The sequence below is a fragment of the Caulobacter sp. GW821-FHT09A05 genome, assembly GCF_059418465.1.
Window position 1 is genome coordinate 24506 of sequence record NZ_JBWKPX010000026.1, and the last position, 15579, is coordinate 40084.

Below are 15579 nucleotides of genomic sequence, written 5' to 3' on the forward strand. Positions count from 1 at the left end.
GTCGCTCGGGTCGTTCGGGCTTGGCGCGCGCGTCCCTGAAGCTCGGAGTTCTCGCGGGCGGCGCCGATCGCCGCGGCCACGCCTACCGGCGCATTTCTTGGAGCTGTTTGCATGAACATGGTGCTCGTCGATCAGGAGAAGGTCCTGGTCCTTCGCAGTGCGCTGCCGGCCGTGACCAAGGTCTGGCTGCAGGAGGTGCTGGGCGTGAGCGAAACGACCTGGCGATCCCTGCGTGATGGAAGGCCGATACGGCAATCGACCTACAATCGGTTGCTGGCCAAGCTCGAAAGAACGCGCGGACGCGTGGTTCGCAGCGCCTAGGAGCGCCCGCCGCCGCCTCAGCCCATGGCCGGACCGCCGATCGCCCGCCTGATCTGACGGACATCCCGCGCTGGCGGCGCGCCGAACTGCCGCAGATATTCGCGACTGAATTGCGAGGCGCTCTCGTAGCCGACCGCTTCACGCTGCCCGGCTACAGCCTCTATGCGGCGACGAAGGCCGCGGTCGAGGCGCTGACCCGGTTCATGGCGGTCGAGCTTGGCGCGCGCCGTATCCGCGTGAACGCGATCGCGCCCGGGGCCATCGCGACCGACTTCGGCGGTGGCGCGGTGCGCGACAACGAGACCGTGAACGCCTGGTTGGCGCAAGGCATCGCACCGGGCCGCGTCAGCCTGCCGGACGACATCGGCGGCGCGGTCGCCGCGATCCTGTCCGACGAGATGGGGTGGGCGAACGGCACGACCTTCGACATTTCGGGCGGGCAGTTGCTGTAGGGCCGGATCATCGGCCGGGACGCGCGGCGGGTTTCCCGCCCGCTATTCGGTGGCGACCGCCATGCCGCCAAGCCGCCGGCTGCGGGCGGCGTTCGAGCGAAGATCCGAGAAGCTCCGCGCCACCAGCGGATAGTCGTCCGGCAGCCCCCATTTGGCGCGATACTGGTCGTCGGTCAGGCCTTGCTGCTTCAGATGGCGGCGCAGCGAGCGATAGCGTCGACCGTTCTCGAAGCTGACAATGGCGTCGCGGGTGACGCTGGCGGCGATCTCCTCCGGGGTCGGCGGCATGACCGGCGCTCCGCCGCGCGCGGAGGCCAGCACCGCCTCGAGGGCCGTGTAGGTGCGGGCCGCGAGGCTTGGCAGGTCGTCGGGCGGGACGGCGTTGCGGCTGAGATAGGCGCAGAGGACCTGGGCGGCGATCTCGGCGGCGCGTTCCTGGGCCTTGGTCATCGGGATCTCTTGAAAAGGCGGCCCAGGGACGGAAAGCGTCCCTGGGCCGAGCGCGGCGTGGATCAGTGCGCGACGGCGGCGCGGAGCCGGTCGCCGAACGCGCAGGGGCTGGGCAGTTCGACCTTCACCCCGGCCCTGGCCTTGCCCTTCAGCCAATCGCCAAGGGCTTCGGCGCAGGTGTGGTCCAGGCAGGTGAGGGCCCGGGTGTCGAGACGGACAAGGCCGCCATTCGGCGCGGCGTCCAGGACCTTGGCGATCTTGGGCAGCTGGACGAAGGTCGCCGCGCCTTCCAGGCGGATTTCGCTCTCGGTCTCGCTCAGCGCATGCTGGGCGACACGGAGGCGCATCTTCCGCAGGTTGGGGACCAGTTCCAGCAGCGTCAGGGCCATGCCGACCAGCACGCCGGTCAGGAGGTCGGTGGCCACCACCATCACGAAGGTCGCCGCCCAGATCATCGCCGGCAACAGGCCGTAGCGGGCGAACAGGTGGCGGACGTGGTCCAGGCTGACCAGCTTCCAGCCGGTGACGACCAGCACCCCGGCCAGGGCGGCGCTGGGCACCTGGCGCAGCAGCCAGGGCAGCAGGGCGACGAAGGCCAGGATCCAGGCCCCGTGCAGCATGGTCGACAGCCGCGAGACGGCCCCGGCCTGGACGTTGGCCGAGCTGCGCACGATCACGCCGGTCATCGGCAAGGCGCCGACCGCGCCGCAGAGCATGTTGCCGACCCCCTGGGCGAACAGCTCCTTGTCGTACTTGGTGCGCGGACCGTCGTGCATACGGTCGACGGCGGCCGCCGACAGCAGGGTCTCGGCCGAGGCGATGAACGCCACGGCGAGGGCGGTCAGCAGCAGCATCGGGTCGGCCATCCGGGCGAAGTCGCCCGCGCCGGGCAGGGCGATGGCCGCGGCGATCGATTCCGGCACGGCGATCTTCTGCACGTCGAGCCCGAAGCCCACGGCGACCAGCGTCCCGGCCAGGACGCCGAGCAAGGCGCCGGGAACCAGCTTCAACTTGGCGGGGCGGAACTTCTCCCACGCCACGATCGAGCCGATGGTGACGAGACCGACCACCAGGGCCGCCTCGACCGCGCCGAGGCTGGAGAAGGAGACGCCGCCCAGGGCGGCGGGGATGGCGGCCAGGTTCTCCAGCCCGTGGGCCTTGGGCTTGTCGGCGAACAGCACGTGGAACTGGCCCGCGACGATCAGCACCCCGATGCCGGCCAGCATCCCGTGGACGACGGCCGGGGAGATGGCCCGGAACCATTGGCCCAGCTTCAAGGCGCCGGCGACCAGCTGGATCAGGCCGGCCACCAGCAGGAGCGGACCCAGCATCGAAAGGCCGTGCTTGGAGACGATCTCGAAGACGATGACGGCCAGGCCGGCGGCGGGACCGCTGACCTGGAGGGGCGAGCCGGCCAGGGCGCCGACGATGATCCCGCCGATGATCCCGGTGACCAGGCCGCGCTCGGCCGGGACCCCGGAGGCGACGGCGATGCCCATGCACAGCGGCATGGCCACCAGGAAGACGACGATCGAGGCGGTGAAGTCACGTGACAGGATCGCCGGGAGTCCGAGCTTGCCGCCCGGCGATTCCTTGGGGGAGGTGATGGCGGCCTGGGTCATTCGGCGGCGATGCCCAGGTGGTCGGCGGCGACCATGCGGCGGGACGGGCGCTGGGCGACCGGCAGCGGGGCGCCTTCATAGACCTGCTCGAACTGGCCGGTGTCGCCGTTATAGGCCTGGATCTGGCCGGTCTCGATCTCGAAGAACCAGCCGTGCAGGGTCAGCTCGCCCTTGGCGATGGCCGAGGCCACCGAGGGGTGGGTGCGCAGGTGGTTGATCTGGACGACGACGTTCTCGAGCGAGAGGGCCCGCGTCCGGCCGTGCTCGTCGAGGTTCTGATAGCACGAGCAGACCACGCTGTGGGCCGCATGGGCGTGGCGCAGCCAGGCGGCGACATTGGGCATCTTCTCCAGCGCCTCGGGGTGCGAGAAGGCCTTCATGGCCCCGCAGTCCGAATGGCCGCAGACGACGATGTCACGTACGCCCAGGGCGACGACGGCGTACTCCACCGCTGACGACACGCCGCCATTGGCCTGGGAGAACGGCGGCACGATGTTGCCGGCGTTGCGGCAGACGAACAGGTCGCCGGGGCTGGCCTGGGTGATCAGTTCGGGCACGACGCGCGAGTCGGCGCACGAGATCATCAGGGCCTTGGGGCTCTGGCCGTGGCTGGCCAGGCGTTCGTAAAGGGCGCTCTGGGCGGGAAAGACCTGGCCGCGGAACAGGGCGGCGCGTTCGAGAAACGGTTCCAAGGGACCTCCGTCGATTGACCGCCGCGACGCGAGTAAAAGGGGGATGCAAGCGCCGCGGCGGGCGTCATGGCGAGGATCGCCTGACGCCGAACGAAGGTGGTTTTCGGGTTTTGCTGCGATGCAGCGGCTTTGTGACAAAGGATGTCTCGCGCTACAGCGCGGGCAGGCGCAGCTCGACGCGGAGACCGCCTTCGGGCCGGTTCCTCAGGACCAGCGTCCCGCCTTCGCGCTGCAGGATCTGCTGGACGATGGTCAGGCCCAGGCCCAGGCCCGCGGTGTTGCGGGCCCGCGCGATGTCCAGGCGATGGAAGGGCTGTAGCACCTCGGCGAGGTCGGCCTCGGGGATGCCTGGGCCGGCGTCCTCGACCGCCAGCACCGCCGTGGCGCCCTCGCGGGACAGGGTCAGGCTGGCCTCGCCGCCGTAGTGCAGGGCGTTCTCGACGATGTTGCTGACCGCGCGCTTCAGCGACACCGGCCGGGCCTGGACCGGCACATGGTCGAGGCCGGCATAGGCGGCGGGGCGTCCAAGATCGACGGCGTCGTCGACCACCGTCATGGCGATGGCGGCCAGGTCGGTGCGGCGCGGCGGCTCGGGGTCCTCCTGGCCGCCCAGATAGGCCAGCAGCGAGTCGAGCATGGCCGTCATCTCGTCGACATCGGCCTCCAGCGCCTCGCGCGCCTCGGGATCGGTCACGAAGCCGGCCCGCAGGCGCAGGCGGGCCAGCGGCGTGCGCAGGTCGTGGCCGACGGCGGCCAGGGCCTCGGTGCGGGCCCGCAGCAGGCCGGCGATGCGATCCTGCATGGCGTTGAAGGCCTTGGCCACCAGCTTCAGGTCGCCGGCCCCGCTTTCGCCGATCCGCACATGGGCGTCCTGGCCCACCTTGTCGGCGGCCTCGGCCAGGGCCCGCAACGGACGGCTGAGGTTGCGCAGCACCAGGGCGGCGGCGGCGATGACGCCCAGGCCCAGGATGAAGGCCGAGCCGACGCTGCTCAGCAGCACCGCCCAGGGCGCGGCGCGGATCTTGGTCTTCAGGGTCAGCCAGGTGCCGTCGCGCAGCCTGAGCGCCACCTTCAGGTGGGTGTCGCGGGGCAGGGCGTGGTCAAGCTCCGCGTTCAGGTGCAGGTCCCGGCCGCGCAGGCTGGGCTCGGCGTCGCGGAACTGGTCCTTGAGCTTGTGCTCGGCCGAGCGCTCACGATCGACCAGGCTGGACTGGGACGACCAGACGAGCCGGCTGACGCGGTTGGACAGGGCCGCCGCGCGCTTGGAGCGTTCCGCGACCGGCGTGTTTTCCAGGATGTTCTCGGCGGTGACCAGCTGCTCGGCGGCGCGCCGGACCTGGTTGTCGCGATTGGGATAGATGCGGCTGTTCTCGAACAGGATCGAGCTGCCGATGAACTCCAGGGCGACGGCCAGCATCAGGACCAGGGTGACCTGGCCGCCCAGGCGCTGCGGCCACAGCCGCAACGGCTTCATCGGCGCTCCACCGCCGCCGTGAACAGGTAGCCGACGCCGCGCACCGTCCGCAGCAAGGCCTCGGCCTGGCCGGTGACGGCCAGTTTCCGGCGAAGCCGGCTGACCAGCACGTCGATGCTGCGGTCCGAGGCGTCCGAGAAGCGGGCGCGCGACATTTCCAGCAGGCGCTCGCGGCCGATCACCCGCTGGGGCGAACTGACGAAGGCCAGCAGCAGGTCGAACTCGGCCCCCGACAGGTCGACGAAGGCCCCGTCGGGCGACAGCAGCTCGCGGCGCCCGGGATCCAGGCTCCAGCCGGCGAAGGTCATCTGCTGGTGGCCGCGCGGCTGGCTGGACTGCGACACGCCCTGGGCCCGGCGCAGGATGGCGCGGATGCGGGCGATCAGCTCCTTCTTGCTGAAGGGCTTGCCGATATAGTCGTCGGCGCCGAGTTCCAGGCCGATCAGGCGATCGGTCTCGTCGTCGCGGGCGCTGAGCATGACGATCGGCACTTCGCTCTCGCGCCGGATGGCCCGGCACAGGTCGAAGCCGTTGCTGCCGGGCAGCATGACGTCCAGCAGGATGAGGTCGACGGTGTTGGTCTCGAGAACCCGCGCCATCTCGGCCCCGTGGCCGGCGCTGAGCGGCTGGAAACCCTCCTCGCGGAGCAGCCGCATCAGAAGCGTGCGCAGGGCGGGGTCGTCCTCGACGATCAGAATGGTCGGCGCCAACGGCGCTGTCGCCATCTCGCGCGGCAAGGCGATCGTTCCGTGGCCTGAATAATCCATATGCTCGGGGTACTTAGGCGCGGCGACCGCGCGGACAAGGCCGGAACCGACGATTTCCGTCCCACATCGAGCCGAGAGCCCAACGTGTCGGCGGAGGCGCCCGGCGAGGCGGCGGCCCTCGCGCGCTTTGTGGGCAGGGGAGCGCGCGAGGGGGAGCCTGAGCCCTTTCAGGCGTTCGACGGCTGTTCGAGAGACGGGTCTAGCTGGCGCGACGGGCGTCCGCGGTCGCGCCGTCCTGCTTGGCGGCGGCCTCTGGTTTCGACGGCTCGCCGGCCTTCGGGGCGAGGTGGTTGGATGGGGCCTGGACGCCGGCGGCGCGCTTCTGGAGGGCCTTCTTGGCCACCTCCTCGGTGAAGGTCAGGCCGGTGCCGGCCGGACCGGCGAGGGCCGGAGACGCCATCAGGCAAGCGGCCGCGAGGCCGAGGGACGCGAGAACTTTCATACGGGAACAAACTCCGGAAAACAGGGGGAGGGGGCGGTTCAGCCGCCCGCCGCGGTCTCGGCCTTCGCCTGGATGGCGGGCAGGGCGCGGCGGTAGGCGTCGACGGCTTTCAGCAAGCCCTCGATCTCGGCATGGGTGATGGCGGTGCGGTGCTCGTCGCCGCCGTCGGACTTGAACTTGAAGCTCCAGGCGCCCGGCGCGGCGGCGGCGCGGCGCAGTTCGCTTTCGGTGATCTCGAAGGCGACCTCCTCGCGGCACAGCTCGGGCGCCTCGAACACGAAGCAGTAGCCGGCGTTGTCCTTGATCCTGGTCACCGGCGCGCGGACGGGCCATTGGCCGGTCTCGTAGGCCACTTCGCCATAGCCCCGGACCGGACCCATGTAGGTGAGGACCTGGCGGACCTCGAAGCGCGTGGCCCCCGAGCGCTTGTCGATGACGGCGCGCAGGTGGTTGTCGTTGGCCGGCGCGCGGAACAGGCCCTTGCCGGTCTGGAAGCCGCGCTCGGAACTGATCACGGTCTCGACGTCCAGCGGGTCGTCGATGACCTGGGCGCGGGCGTGGAAGTGGTCGGCCCCGAGGGCGGTCTGCCGGGCCGGCAGGGGCGTCGTCTCGGCGCTCGCCGCGCCGCCGACGGCCAGGCCGGCGACGGCGGTCAGGGTCAACAGAGCCGTACGGGTCTTGCTCATCCTTGTTCTCCCGAACAGGGGCCGCTCCATCGGGGAGCCGCCTTGCCAGGGTCCGAGAGTGGCGAGGCCGCCTTTCGGCTCTGCATCGCGTTTGTGACAAAGGATGACAGCCCGGCCCGGCGCGACGTCGTCCGGCAGGAGGCTTCAGCTCGGGTCCGCAGCGGGCCCGGACGCGAAATGGCGAACCCAGGCGCGCATCCCTGGCCGCCGAATGGCGCTCGATCGCCGCGTGTCGTCGCGGGCGATCTGAAACTCAATCCTGACGTGCCTATTTCTATTGTCTATCAAAAGTAGTTTTCGGGTGCGCCGGAGTTGATAAGTTCGTCGTTTAGGGGATTTAGTAATATTGATTTCAAAATCCATTATATAAACTATCTAGGCGCCCTGCATATTGATACGTAATTCTTGTTACTAACCTCGATGTATTTACTTAACGATCCTTTAAGACCTTTAATGACTGCGAGAGGGGTTTTCCCTTTCTTTTAATCTCGGTCGACAAAAGCGGCGCGGGGTAGGTCTAGAGGAGAGATGGGTCAAATGAATATTCTGCATGACTTTATCCGGGAAGAAGAAGGCGCGGCCGCGGCCGAGTACGCCTTGATCCTGGCGATCATCGGCAGCGCCATCGCGGTGGCCGCCGTCCTGCTGGGCACCAACATCGGTGTGGCGATCACCGACGCGGCCAATTGCGTGGCCAATCCGTCGGCCGCCACCTGCTGACAGCCAGTCGCCGATCTTCGGCGGCGCGGCCTTAGCGCCGCGCCGCCGGTTCCGGACGACGGGCTTGCGAAAGCCTGTCGCCGTCCTGGGGAGGGGTTGCCCCCAATGCAAACGAAAACCGTTATCTCCCTGGCGGGCGCCGTGGCGCTCGGCCTGGGCGCGGTGTTGGCCGCGCGGGTCTATATGGTCGCCGCGCGAGAGGCCGGACCAACCGTGCGCGAAAGCGCCTCGGCGCCCGTCGTGGTCGCCGCCCAGCCGCTGACGCGCGGCTTCAAGCTGCAGCCGGCCGTCCTGAAGGTGGTCCGTTATCCGGCCGATTCCGTGCCGCCGGGCGCCTTCGCCACCGTGGCCGCCGCCGCGGCCGCCCAGGGCGGCGCGCGCATCGTGCTCAAGGACATCGCCGCCAACGAACCGATCCTGGCCGACCGGATCTCGGGTCCGGGCGGGCGAGCCAATCTGTCCGGTTCCCTGACCGAAGGCATGCGGGCGGTGTCGCTGCGCGCCAACGACGTGGCCGGCGTCGGCGGCTTCGTGCTGCCGGGCGATCGGGTCGACGTGCTGCTGACCCGCAGCCAGGACAACAACCAGCCCGAAACCAGCCTGACCCAGGTGCTGGCCGAGAACGTCCGCGTCGTCGGCGTCGACCAGTCCGACAACCAGTCGGCCGACAAGCCGGTGGTGGTCAAGGCCATCACGGTGGAGGTCACCCCCGACCAGGCCCAGGCCATCACCCTGGCCCAGGCGGTCGGCGCGGTCTCGCTGGTCCTGCGGCAGATCTCGGACCAAGCGCCGTTGGCGCGCCAGTTCACCACCCTGGCCGACCTGTCGCGAGGCGGCGCGCCACGAGCCGCCGCGGCCGCTCCTGTCCGGGCCAGCATCCGGGTCAGGGCTCCCGTCGTTCGCGCCGCCGTGCCCACTGCGCCTCGCACCACCGAGGTCCGGGTCACGCGGGGGGTCGTCACCACCGGCTACGAGGTGGGGTCATGACCCTGGTTCCGCTCACGCTCCCGCCCTTTCCCTTTTGTCCGCGCCGGCCCCTGCCGCGCCCCATCGGACCTTCGTCGATGAACCGCAAGATCGTGCTGCTGCGCGGGGTCGCCGCCGCCGTCGCCCTGCTCGCCGTCACCTCCACCCTGGCGATCCCGCCTTCGGCCCAGGCCCAACCCGCCGCCCTGTCGGCGTCGGCCCTGCGCAAGGTCGAGGTCACGGTGCCGGTCGGCAAGGCCCAGGTGCTGGAGCTGCCCACCCCCTATGTCGACCTGATGATCTCCAACCCGGAGACCGCCGACGTCCTGCCGCTGACCCGCACCTCGGTCTATATAGTGGGCAAGAAGCTGGGCTCGGCCACGCTCACCGCCTACGGCCCGGGCCGCCAGCTGGTGGCCGCCGCCAACGTGGTGATCTCGGCCGACGTCGACAGCCTGCGCCAGAGGCTGCACGACACCATGCCCGGCGAGGACGGCCTGGTGGTCGGGGCCAGCAACCAGTCGGTCGTGCTGTCGGGGCCCATCAGCAGCGGGGCCGCCGCCGGCCGCGCCGCCGCCCTGGCCGAAAGCTTCGCGCCCGGCCAGGTGGTCAACATGATGTCGGTGCAGGGCTCCCAGCAGGTCACCCTGTCGGTGCGCATCGTCGAGATGGAGCGGTCCACGGCCAAGGCCCTGCGCCTGAACGTCGCCACCGCCGACCCGACCGCGCCCGGCTACCACAACTTCCAGATCGGCACGGGCGACACCGGCGTGATCAGCAGCGTGCTCGACAGCTTCGGCCTGCTGAAGTTCCCCCTACGCGCCGGCGACGTGGACCTGAACGTCCTGTTCGACGCCCTGGAGACCAAGGGCCTGGTCAAGACCCTGGCCGAGCCGAACCTGACGGCGATGTCGGGCGACACGGCCAGCTTCCTGGCCGGCGGCGAGTTCCCGGTTCCCGTGGCCCAGAACCAGAGCGGCGGGCTGACGACGATCACCGTCGAGTTCAAGCAGTTCGGCATCGGACTGGCCTTCACCCCGACTGTGCTGCAGGACGGCATGATCAACCTGGTGGTCAATCCCGAGGTCTCCAGCATCGACCCCAACAGCTCGTTCGTCAGCAACGGCCTGCGCATCCCGGGCATCAAGGTCCGCCGCGCCAAGACCACGGTCGAGCTGCGCGACGCGGAGTCGTTCACGATCGCGGGCCTGATCCGCGACGACTACCAGAACCAGGTGCGTCAGTTCCCGATGCTGGGCGACCTGCCGATCCTGGGCGCGCTGTTCCGCTCGACGAGCTACCAGCGCAACCAGACCGAACTGGTGATCGTCGTCACCCCGCACCTGGTCAAGCCGACCCGCGGACGGACGGCGACCCCGGCGGACGGCTTCACCCCGCCGTCCGACACTGAACTTTTCCTGCTGGGCCGCGGCCAGGCGAGCCAGGGCGCTCTGTCGCCCGAGGACCGCGTGCTGCTGACCGGCGCCGCCGGCAAGGGAGGGGTCGATGGACCTTATGGCCATGTCCTGCACTAGAGTGATCCCCCTGGCGGCCCTGGCCGCCGTCGTCGCCCTGGCCGGTTGCGCCGATGCGCGACGCGACCTCTCGCCCGGCTTCGGAGCGACCGTGCGGGCCAATCTGGCCGCCCAGATCGCCGATCCGGAGGCCCGCTACGACCGGGTCCGGCAACCGGGGGACGACGGCGTTCGCGCCGCCCTGGCCGCCAGCCGCTACGGCAAGAACCAGGTCGTCCAGCCCGCCCAGGCGGCCACGTCCAGCATCGAGTCCAAGGGAGGGGCGAAGGGCCCAGGCTCCGCCAACTGACATGTCCCTTTCCCTTGCTCGACGCTCCCTTGCACGACGTTTCCTTGACGACCAGTCCGGCGCGGTGGCGGCCCTCACGGGGGTCGCCCTGATCGGCCTGGTGACGATCGGGGGCCTGGCCTACGACGTCAGCCGCGCCTACGCGCTGCGGGCCGAACTGGAAAGCGCGGTCGACGCGGCCGCCCTGGCCGGCGCCAGCCAACTGGACGGAAGCAGCGGGGCCATGGGCCGCGCCCAGACCGCGGCCATGGGCAGCCTGGTCAGCAACCGCGGGGCGCTGGCCGACGCCTTCGAGAGCAATGTCGCGATCAGCGCCGGCGACATCGCCTTCCTCAGCGCCCACGACCCCGACGTCGCCGCGACCAGCGACGCCAACGCCAGCTTCATCCGCATCAGCCTGACGCCCCGGTCCCTGGGCCTGGTGTTCGGGGCGATGAGCGGCGTCGGCGGCTTCAACGCCACGGCCCGGGCGGTGGCGGGCTACGGCACGGCGATCTGCAAGGTGCCGCCGCTGCTGCTGTGCAATCCCAACGAGGCCACCAGCCTGACCTTCGACGGCGACGCCTATATCGGCAAGAGCGTCCTGCTGACCCCGCCGCCCGGCGGCAACGGGGCCTGGGGTCCCGGCAATTTCGGCTTCCTGTCGGTGGGATCCGGCGCGGCCGACGTCAAGAACGCCATGGGCCGCAGCCCGCCGCTGACCGAGTGCTTCGGCGCGACGGCCCAGACCCAGCCCGGCAACATCGCCTCGGCCGACGACTGGTTCAATGTGCGCTTCGACATCTACCAGTCGTCGGCGGGGGGCAACAAGAACGACCCGCTGTTCCTGCCGGCCATGAACACCATGATCGGCGCCAAGACGGGGGCCGGAAACAGCGCCTGCTCGCCCTCGGTCTCCGCGCCGAGCAATTCCTGCGCCAGCGCCGCGGCCCTCGCCAGCGGCACGGGCTTCCCGCTCGATTGCGGCCAGACCGGCGTGCTGGGCAGCGGCGTGTGGAACGCGGCCCAGTATTTCGCCACCAACCATTCGGGCATCAATCCGACGACCTACACGCCCCAGGTCCCCGCCGGATCGAGCGGGACCGGCTGGGCGGCCTACGGCCCCGCGCCCGCCGCCGGCGGGACCAGCCCGACCCGCTACCAGGTCTACAAGTGGGAGCTGGCGATGCTGAACAGCTCGATCGCCAAGCCGGCCGGCGCCTTCTCCGACGGCCAGACGGCCAGCAGCGGTTCGCACGACTACGCCGCGCCCCAGTGCAACAAGACCGGCGCCCAGGTCGCGCCCGATCGCCGCACGATCTCGGCGGTGATCGCCAACTGCCGCGCCGACAACGTCCATGGCAGCTCGACCGTGCACATCATCGCCTTTGTCGACCTGTTCCTGACCGCCCCGGCCGTCAGCAACAAGATCTATGGCGAGGTCATCGGGGCCACCACCGACGTCTCGGCGGTCGGGGCCGAGACCAAGCTCTATTCGGTGCGGCTCTATGACTAGGCGCCCGATCCCCCTGTTCCGCCGGCTGCTGGCCGGCTGCGGCGGCTCGGCGGCGGTGGAGTTCGCGCTGATCCTGCCGTTCATGACGCTGCTGTGCTTCGCCTTCGTCGGCGCGGGACGGCTGTTCTGGAACTACCACATCGCCGTCTCGGCGGTGCGCGACGCGGCCCGCTACGCCGCCCGCCTGCCGATGACCTGCGGGGGCCTCACCAACGCCGGCGATGCGACCAAGGTCCAGAACGTGGCCCGGACCGGGGTCGGCGACGGCACGGGATCGCCCCTGATCGCTAACTGGACCAGCAACGCCAGCGTCGTGGTCACGGTGTCCTGCGTCAGCAATACCGGCGGGGCCTACAGCGGTCGCTACGAGGACATGACCGGCGTGCCGATCGTCCAGGTCACCGCCTCGCCGCCCTACATCGACTCCTTTGGTCCCCTCACCGGGGTGTCGCTGACCAGCTTCACGGTCAGCGCCCAGCAGGCGTGGACCGAGTGATGATCCGGATCCGCCATCTTCGTCGACTGGCCCGCGAGGAACGCGGCGCGGCGGCGGTCGAGTTCGGCCTGGTCTGCCTGGTGTTCGTCTCGATGCTGCTGGCCGTCATCGACATGGGGCGCCTGGCCTGGACCATCAACGCCGCCAAGGCCGCCACCCGGGAAGGCGTGCGCCTGGCGGTCGTCAGCCCGATGATCTCCAGCGCCATGGCCGGCTATGACGGTTTGAGCCAGGGTATCGCTGGCGGCGGTTCGGTTCCTTCGACCCCCCCCGTGGTTTTCAGTTGCTCGGGGGCGAGTTCGTCCTGCACCCAGACCTCCGGCACGACGATCCCGGGCAGCGGCTTCGACGCCACGACCTTCGCGGCGGTGCTGGCCAAGATGCAGTCCTACGATCCCGACATCACCGCCGCCAACGTCGTGATCACCTATCGCCATGTCGGCCTGGGCAAGGTCGGGAACCCCTTCGCCCCGGACATGGAGCCCCTGGTGACGGTCAGCCTCACCGGCATGACCTTCCAGAGCGCCGCCCTCCAGGTCGTGGGGGTCACACCCTTCGCCCTGCCGAACATGGCCTCGACCCTCAGCGGAGAAAGCCTGTCATGAGCCTGCTTCCCTTCAATCGGGTCAAGCTCCCCGCGGTGGAGCCGGCTCCGCCGCAGCGGCCATGTGCGTGGCGGGTGGGGCTGTGCCTGCCGGGGCTGGGCGTCGATCCGCCCGTGGCGATGCTGTCGGCCATGTTCCCGGCCGTGACGTTCCGCGGGCTGGACACGTCCTGGCCGGAGCGGGCCGCCCAGACCTTCGACCTGCTGATCGTCGGCCTGGACGCGGCCGATCCGGCCGCGATCGATCGCCTGGCCACCCGGCTGTCGGCCTGTGTCGGCCGGGTCGAGGTGCTGGTGGTGATGCGCGACGCCGACGTGGAGCTGACCCGCCGCCTGATCCACCAGGGCGCGGCCGACGTGCTGCCGGCGCCGGTCACCGACACGGCCCTGGCCATCGCCCTGGAGCGGATCTTCTGCCGCCTCGACACCGGTCGCGCCCAGCGTCGCAGCGGCGAGATCATCACCCTGCTCAAGGCCGGCGGGGGCGTCGGCGCCACCTCGCTGGCGGTGCAGACCGCCGTGCGGCTGGCCGCCAATCCCGCTTCCGCCGGGGTCTGCGTGGCGGACCTGGACCTGCAGATGGGCGCGGCGGCCCTCTATCTCGACATTCCCGACCCGGTCACCGTGGCCCAGGTGCTGGCGGCGGGCGGGGCGATCGAGGAGATGTCCTTCGCCTCGGCCCTGACCGCGCATCGCAGCGGGGTCAGCGTGCTGGCCGCGCCCGGCGATCTGATGCCGGTCGAGAGCCTGAACCCGGCGCTGGTCGACGGGCTGACGGCGGCCCTGCGCCGCGACTTCGAGATCACCCTGGTCGATCCGCCGACCGTCTGGACCGCCTGGACCAACCGCCTGCTGCGCCAGTCGCAGCGCATCCTGCTGGTCACCCGGCTGTCGGTGCCGCACGTGCATCTGGTCCGCCGGCAGCTGCACATGCTGTCCGCCCAGCGGCTGGACGACGTGCCGGTCACGCTGATCTGCAACCAGGTCGAGCCCGACGGCGCCGGCGGCCTGTCGCTGAAGGCGGCCCAGCAGGCGATCGGTCGGCCCTTCGACCTGGTCATCCCCGAGGACCGCCGGCTGATGCACCAGGCCATCGACCAGGGCGTGTCCCTGGCCGCTGTGCGGCGCGGCAGCAAGATCGAGGCGGCGATCAACCGCCTGGCGGACATGGTGGCCCCGGCGCGTGTCGCGGCGGCCGTCGGAATGGAGAGATAGGCCATGCTCTGGGGTGACGAAACACGACATATCGAGGCCACGGCCGTGGCCGCCGCCTATCCGCAGGGCGCGCCGATCGACGACGCCCTGGGGCTGAAGGTCCGGCTGCACCAGCGGCTGATCGACCTGCTCAATCTCAGCCTGCTGGACCGCACGCCGCGCGACGCCCTGCGCCTGGACATCCGCGGCGCGGTGATCGACCTGCTGGTGGAGGAAAAGCGCCTGCTGACCCCCAGCCAGACCGACCAGCTGGTGGAGGAGATCCTCGACGAGCTGCTGGGCCTGGGCCCGCTGGAGCCGTTGCTCAAGGATGACACCATCACCGACATCCTGATCAATACCCACGAGGTGGTCTATGTCGAGCGGGCCGGCCGCCTGCAGCGGACCAATGTCCGCTTCCAGGACACCCGCCACCTGGTGCGGATCATCAACAAGATCGTCGCCGCCGTGGGCCGCCGGGTCGACGAGAGCCAGCCGATGGTCGACGCCCGCCTGGCCGACGGCTCGCGGGTCAACGCCATCATCCCGCCGCTGGCGGTGGACGGACCCCTGGTCTCGATCCGCAAGTTCGCCCGCACGCCCCTGGCCATGGACCGCCTGGTCGAGCTGGGCAGCATCTCGCGGGAGATGGCGCTGGTGCTCGAGGCGGTGGTCCAGGCGCGTCGCAACGTGCTGATCTCCGGCGGCACCGGTTCGGGCAAGACCACCCTGCTCAACGCCCTGTCGGCCTATGTGGACGACCACGAGCGGATCATCACCATCGAGGATTCCGCCGAGCTGCAGCTGCAGCAGTCGCACGTCGGCCGCCTGGAAACCCGCTCGGCCAATATCGAAGGGCAGGGCGAGGTGCAGCAGCGCGAGCTGGTCCGCAACGCCCTGCGCATGCGCCCCGACCGCATCATCGTCGGCGAGGTCCGCTCCGGCGAGGCCTTCGATATGCTGCAGGCGATGAACACCGGCCACGACGGCTCGATGACCACCGTCCACGCCAACACCCCGCGCGACGCCCTGTCGCGTGTCGAGCAGATGGTCGGCATGGCCGGGCTGGACATCCCCGCCCGCTCGATCCGCGGCCAGATCGCCTCGGCGATCCACGTCGTGGTCCAGGCCGAGCGCATGGAGGACGGGACGCGCCGCATCGTCTCCGTGGCCGAGATCTCGGGCATGGAGGAGGACGTCATCTGCATGCAGGAGATCTTCCGCTTCCGTCGCGTGGGGCGCGGCGGCGACGGACGGGTGCTGGGTCAGTACGAGGCCACCGGCGTGCGGCCCCGCTTCATGGAGGCGCTCGCCGCCCGGGGGATCAGCCTGTCCTGCGACCTGTTCGCCCTGGGCCGGGTCTCGGCGTGACGT

18 protein-coding genes are annotated in these 15579 nt (G+C 70.2%); 11 read left to right on the top strand and 7 right to left on the bottom strand.

The window, feature by feature from the left end:
* Nucleotides 1-111: 111 nt before the first annotated feature.
* Together AC07NX_RS20195 and AC07NX_RS20200 are read left to right on the top strand one after the other, a co-directional pair.
* The gene (locus AC07NX_RS20195) at nucleotides 112-321 is read left to right on the top strand and encodes a hypothetical protein (protein WP_494644248.1); all 210 of its coding nucleotides are present in this window, start codon (nucleotides 112-114) and stop codon (nucleotides 319-321) included.
* 110 nt (nucleotides 322-431) lie between these two features.
* Nucleotides 432-773 (top strand): SDR family NAD(P)-dependent oxidoreductase, encoded by a 342-nt coding sequence (locus AC07NX_RS20200; protein ID WP_494644250.1) that lies wholly within the window; start codon nucleotides 432-434, stop codon nucleotides 771-773.
* A 42-nt stretch (nucleotides 774-815) separates the two neighbouring features.
* Here the strand turns inward: AC07NX_RS20200 and AC07NX_RS20205 are convergent, their stop codons facing one another.
* The 7 genes from AC07NX_RS20205 to AC07NX_RS20235 all read right to left on the bottom strand — a co-directional run bounded on the left by AC07NX_RS20205 (nucleotide 816) and on the right by AC07NX_RS20235 (nucleotide 6906).
* Nucleotides 816-1223 (bottom strand): Ros/MucR family transcriptional regulator, encoded by a 408-nt coding sequence (locus tag AC07NX_RS20205; RefSeq protein ID WP_494644252.1) that lies wholly within the window; start codon nucleotides 1221-1223, stop codon nucleotides 816-818.
* Nucleotides 1224-1285: 62 nt separating this feature from the next.
* On the bottom strand, nucleotides 1286-2845 hold the full coding sequence (locus AC07NX_RS20210) for a SulP family inorganic anion transporter (RefSeq protein WP_494644253.1): 1560 nt from the start codon (nucleotides 2843-2845) through the stop codon (nucleotides 1286-1288).
* Complete coding sequence (locus tag AC07NX_RS20215; protein WP_494644255.1) at nucleotides 2842-3537, bottom strand: carbonic anhydrase; 696 nt, start codon at nucleotides 3535-3537, stop codon at nucleotides 2842-2844. Before AC07NX_RS20215 ends, AC07NX_RS20210 begins: the two co-directional genes overlap by 4 nt.
* A gap of 151 nt (nucleotides 3538-3688) precedes the next feature.
* Complete coding sequence (locus AC07NX_RS20220; protein ID WP_494644257.1) at nucleotides 3689-5011, bottom strand: ATP-binding protein; 1323 nt, start codon at nucleotides 5009-5011, stop codon at nucleotides 3689-3691.
* The gene (locus tag AC07NX_RS20225) at nucleotides 5008-5721 is read right to left on the bottom strand and encodes a response regulator (RefSeq protein ID WP_494644259.1); all 714 of its coding nucleotides are present in this window, start codon (nucleotides 5719-5721) and stop codon (nucleotides 5008-5010) included. The genes AC07NX_RS20220 and AC07NX_RS20225 overlap by 4 nt, the downstream gene beginning before the upstream one ends.
* A gap of 256 nt (nucleotides 5722-5977) precedes the next feature.
* A complete protein-coding gene (locus AC07NX_RS20230; RefSeq protein ID WP_494644260.1) occupies nucleotides 5978-6178 on the bottom strand; it encodes a hypothetical protein in 201 nt (66 codons plus the stop codon).
* An 80-nt stretch (nucleotides 6179-6258) separates the two neighbouring features.
* A complete protein-coding gene (locus tag AC07NX_RS20235; RefSeq protein ID WP_494644262.1) occupies nucleotides 6259-6906 on the bottom strand; it encodes a hypothetical protein in 648 nt (215 codons plus the stop codon).
* A 537-nt stretch (nucleotides 6907-7443) separates the two neighbouring features.
* On the opposite strand from AC07NX_RS20235, the gene AC07NX_RS20240 reads away from it, so the two are divergent.
* The 9 genes from AC07NX_RS20240 (at nucleotide 7444) to AC07NX_RS20280 (ending at nucleotide 15576) form a co-directional block, all read left to right on the top strand.
* On the top strand, nucleotides 7444-7626 hold the full coding sequence (locus AC07NX_RS20240) for a Flp family type IVb pilin (protein ID WP_089927730.1): 183 nt from the start codon (nucleotides 7444-7446) through the stop codon (nucleotides 7624-7626).
* Between the two features lie 105 nt (nucleotides 7627-7731).
* On the top strand, nucleotides 7732-8613 hold the full coding sequence (gene cpaB, locus AC07NX_RS20245) for a Flp pilus assembly protein CpaB (RefSeq protein WP_494644263.1): 882 nt from the start codon (nucleotides 7732-7734) through the stop codon (nucleotides 8611-8613).
* A gap of 77 nt (nucleotides 8614-8690) precedes the next feature.
* A complete protein-coding gene (locus AC07NX_RS20250; protein ID WP_494644264.1) occupies nucleotides 8691-10127 on the top strand; it encodes a type II and III secretion system protein family protein in 1437 nt (478 codons plus the stop codon).
* Nucleotides 10114-10416 (top strand): hypothetical protein, encoded by a 303-nt coding sequence (locus tag AC07NX_RS20255; protein ID WP_494644266.1) that lies wholly within the window; start codon nucleotides 10114-10116, stop codon nucleotides 10414-10416. Before AC07NX_RS20250 ends, AC07NX_RS20255 begins: the two co-directional genes overlap by 14 nt.
* A gap of 64 nt (nucleotides 10417-10480) precedes the next feature.
* Nucleotides 10481-11911: a pilus assembly protein TadG-related protein gene (locus tag AC07NX_RS20260; RefSeq protein WP_494644267.1), complete on the top strand. Its 1431-nt coding sequence runs from the start codon at nucleotides 10481-10483 to the stop codon at nucleotides 11909-11911.
* On the top strand, nucleotides 11904-12407 hold the full coding sequence (locus AC07NX_RS20265) for a TadE/TadG family type IV pilus assembly protein (protein WP_494644268.1): 504 nt from the start codon (nucleotides 11904-11906) through the stop codon (nucleotides 12405-12407). Before AC07NX_RS20260 ends, AC07NX_RS20265 begins: the two co-directional genes overlap by 8 nt.
* Complete coding sequence (locus AC07NX_RS20270; RefSeq protein WP_494644269.1) at nucleotides 12407-13012, top strand: TadE/TadG family type IV pilus assembly protein; 606 nt, start codon at nucleotides 12407-12409, stop codon at nucleotides 13010-13012. Before AC07NX_RS20265 ends, AC07NX_RS20270 begins: the two co-directional genes overlap by 1 nt.
* Entirely contained in the window at nucleotides 13009-14226 is a 1218-nt protein-coding gene (locus AC07NX_RS20275; protein ID WP_494644270.1) for a CpaE/TadZ family protein, read from the top strand. The genes AC07NX_RS20270 and AC07NX_RS20275 overlap by 4 nt, the downstream gene beginning before the upstream one ends.
* Before the next feature lie 3 nt (nucleotides 14227-14229).
* Nucleotides 14230-15576, top strand: a complete 1347-nt coding sequence (locus AC07NX_RS20280) for a TadA family conjugal transfer-associated ATPase (protein WP_494644271.1) — start codon at nucleotides 14230-14232, stop codon at nucleotides 15574-15576.
* The last annotated feature ends 3 nt before the right edge of the window (nucleotides 15577-15579 follow it).

Excerpts from the sequence above, each read along its gene's own strand:
- AC07NX_RS20195 (WP_494644248.1), top strand. The coding sequence starts at position 112 with ATGAACATGGTGCTCGTCGATCAGGAGAAGGTCCTGGTCCTTCGCAGT.
- AC07NX_RS20205 (WP_494644252.1), bottom strand. The coding sequence starts at position 1,223 with ATGACCAAGGCCCAGGAACGCGCCGCCGAGATCGCCGCCCAGGTCCTC.
- AC07NX_RS20210 (WP_494644253.1), bottom strand. The coding sequence starts at position 2,845 with ATGACCCAGGCCGCCATCACCTCCCCCAAGGAATCGCCGGGCGGCAAG.
- AC07NX_RS20220 (WP_494644257.1), bottom strand. The coding sequence starts at position 5,011 with ATGAAGCCGTTGCGGCTGTGGCCGCAGCGCCTGGGCGGCCAGGTCACC.
- AC07NX_RS20230 (WP_494644260.1), bottom strand. The coding sequence starts at position 6,178 with ATGGCGTCTCCGGCCCTCGCCGGTCCGGCCGGCACCGGCCTGACCTTC.
- AC07NX_RS20235 (WP_494644262.1), bottom strand. The coding sequence starts at position 6,906 with ATGAGCAAGACCCGTACGGCTCTGTTGACCCTGACCGCCGTCGCCGGC.
- AC07NX_RS20240 (WP_089927730.1), top strand. The coding sequence starts at position 7,444 with ATGAATATTCTGCATGACTTTATCCGGGAAGAAGAAGGCGCGGCCGCG.
- cpaB (WP_494644263.1), top strand. The coding sequence starts at position 7,732 with ATGCAAACGAAAACCGTTATCTCCCTGGCGGGCGCCGTGGCGCTCGGC.
- AC07NX_RS20250 (WP_494644264.1), top strand. The coding sequence starts at position 8,691 with ATGAACCGCAAGATCGTGCTGCTGCGCGGGGTCGCCGCCGCCGTCGCC.
- AC07NX_RS20255 (WP_494644266.1), top strand. The coding sequence starts at position 10,114 with ATGTCCTGCACTAGAGTGATCCCCCTGGCGGCCCTGGCCGCCGTCGTC.
- AC07NX_RS20265 (WP_494644268.1), top strand. The coding sequence starts at position 11,904 with ATGACTAGGCGCCCGATCCCCCTGTTCCGCCGGCTGCTGGCCGGCTGC.
- AC07NX_RS20270 (WP_494644269.1), top strand. The coding sequence starts at position 12,407 with ATGATCCGGATCCGCCATCTTCGTCGACTGGCCCGCGAGGAACGCGGC.
- AC07NX_RS20275 (WP_494644270.1), top strand. The coding sequence starts at position 13,009 with ATGAGCCTGCTTCCCTTCAATCGGGTCAAGCTCCCCGCGGTGGAGCCG.
- AC07NX_RS20280 (WP_494644271.1), top strand. The coding sequence starts at position 14,230 with ATGCTCTGGGGTGACGAAACACGACATATCGAGGCCACGGCCGTGGCC.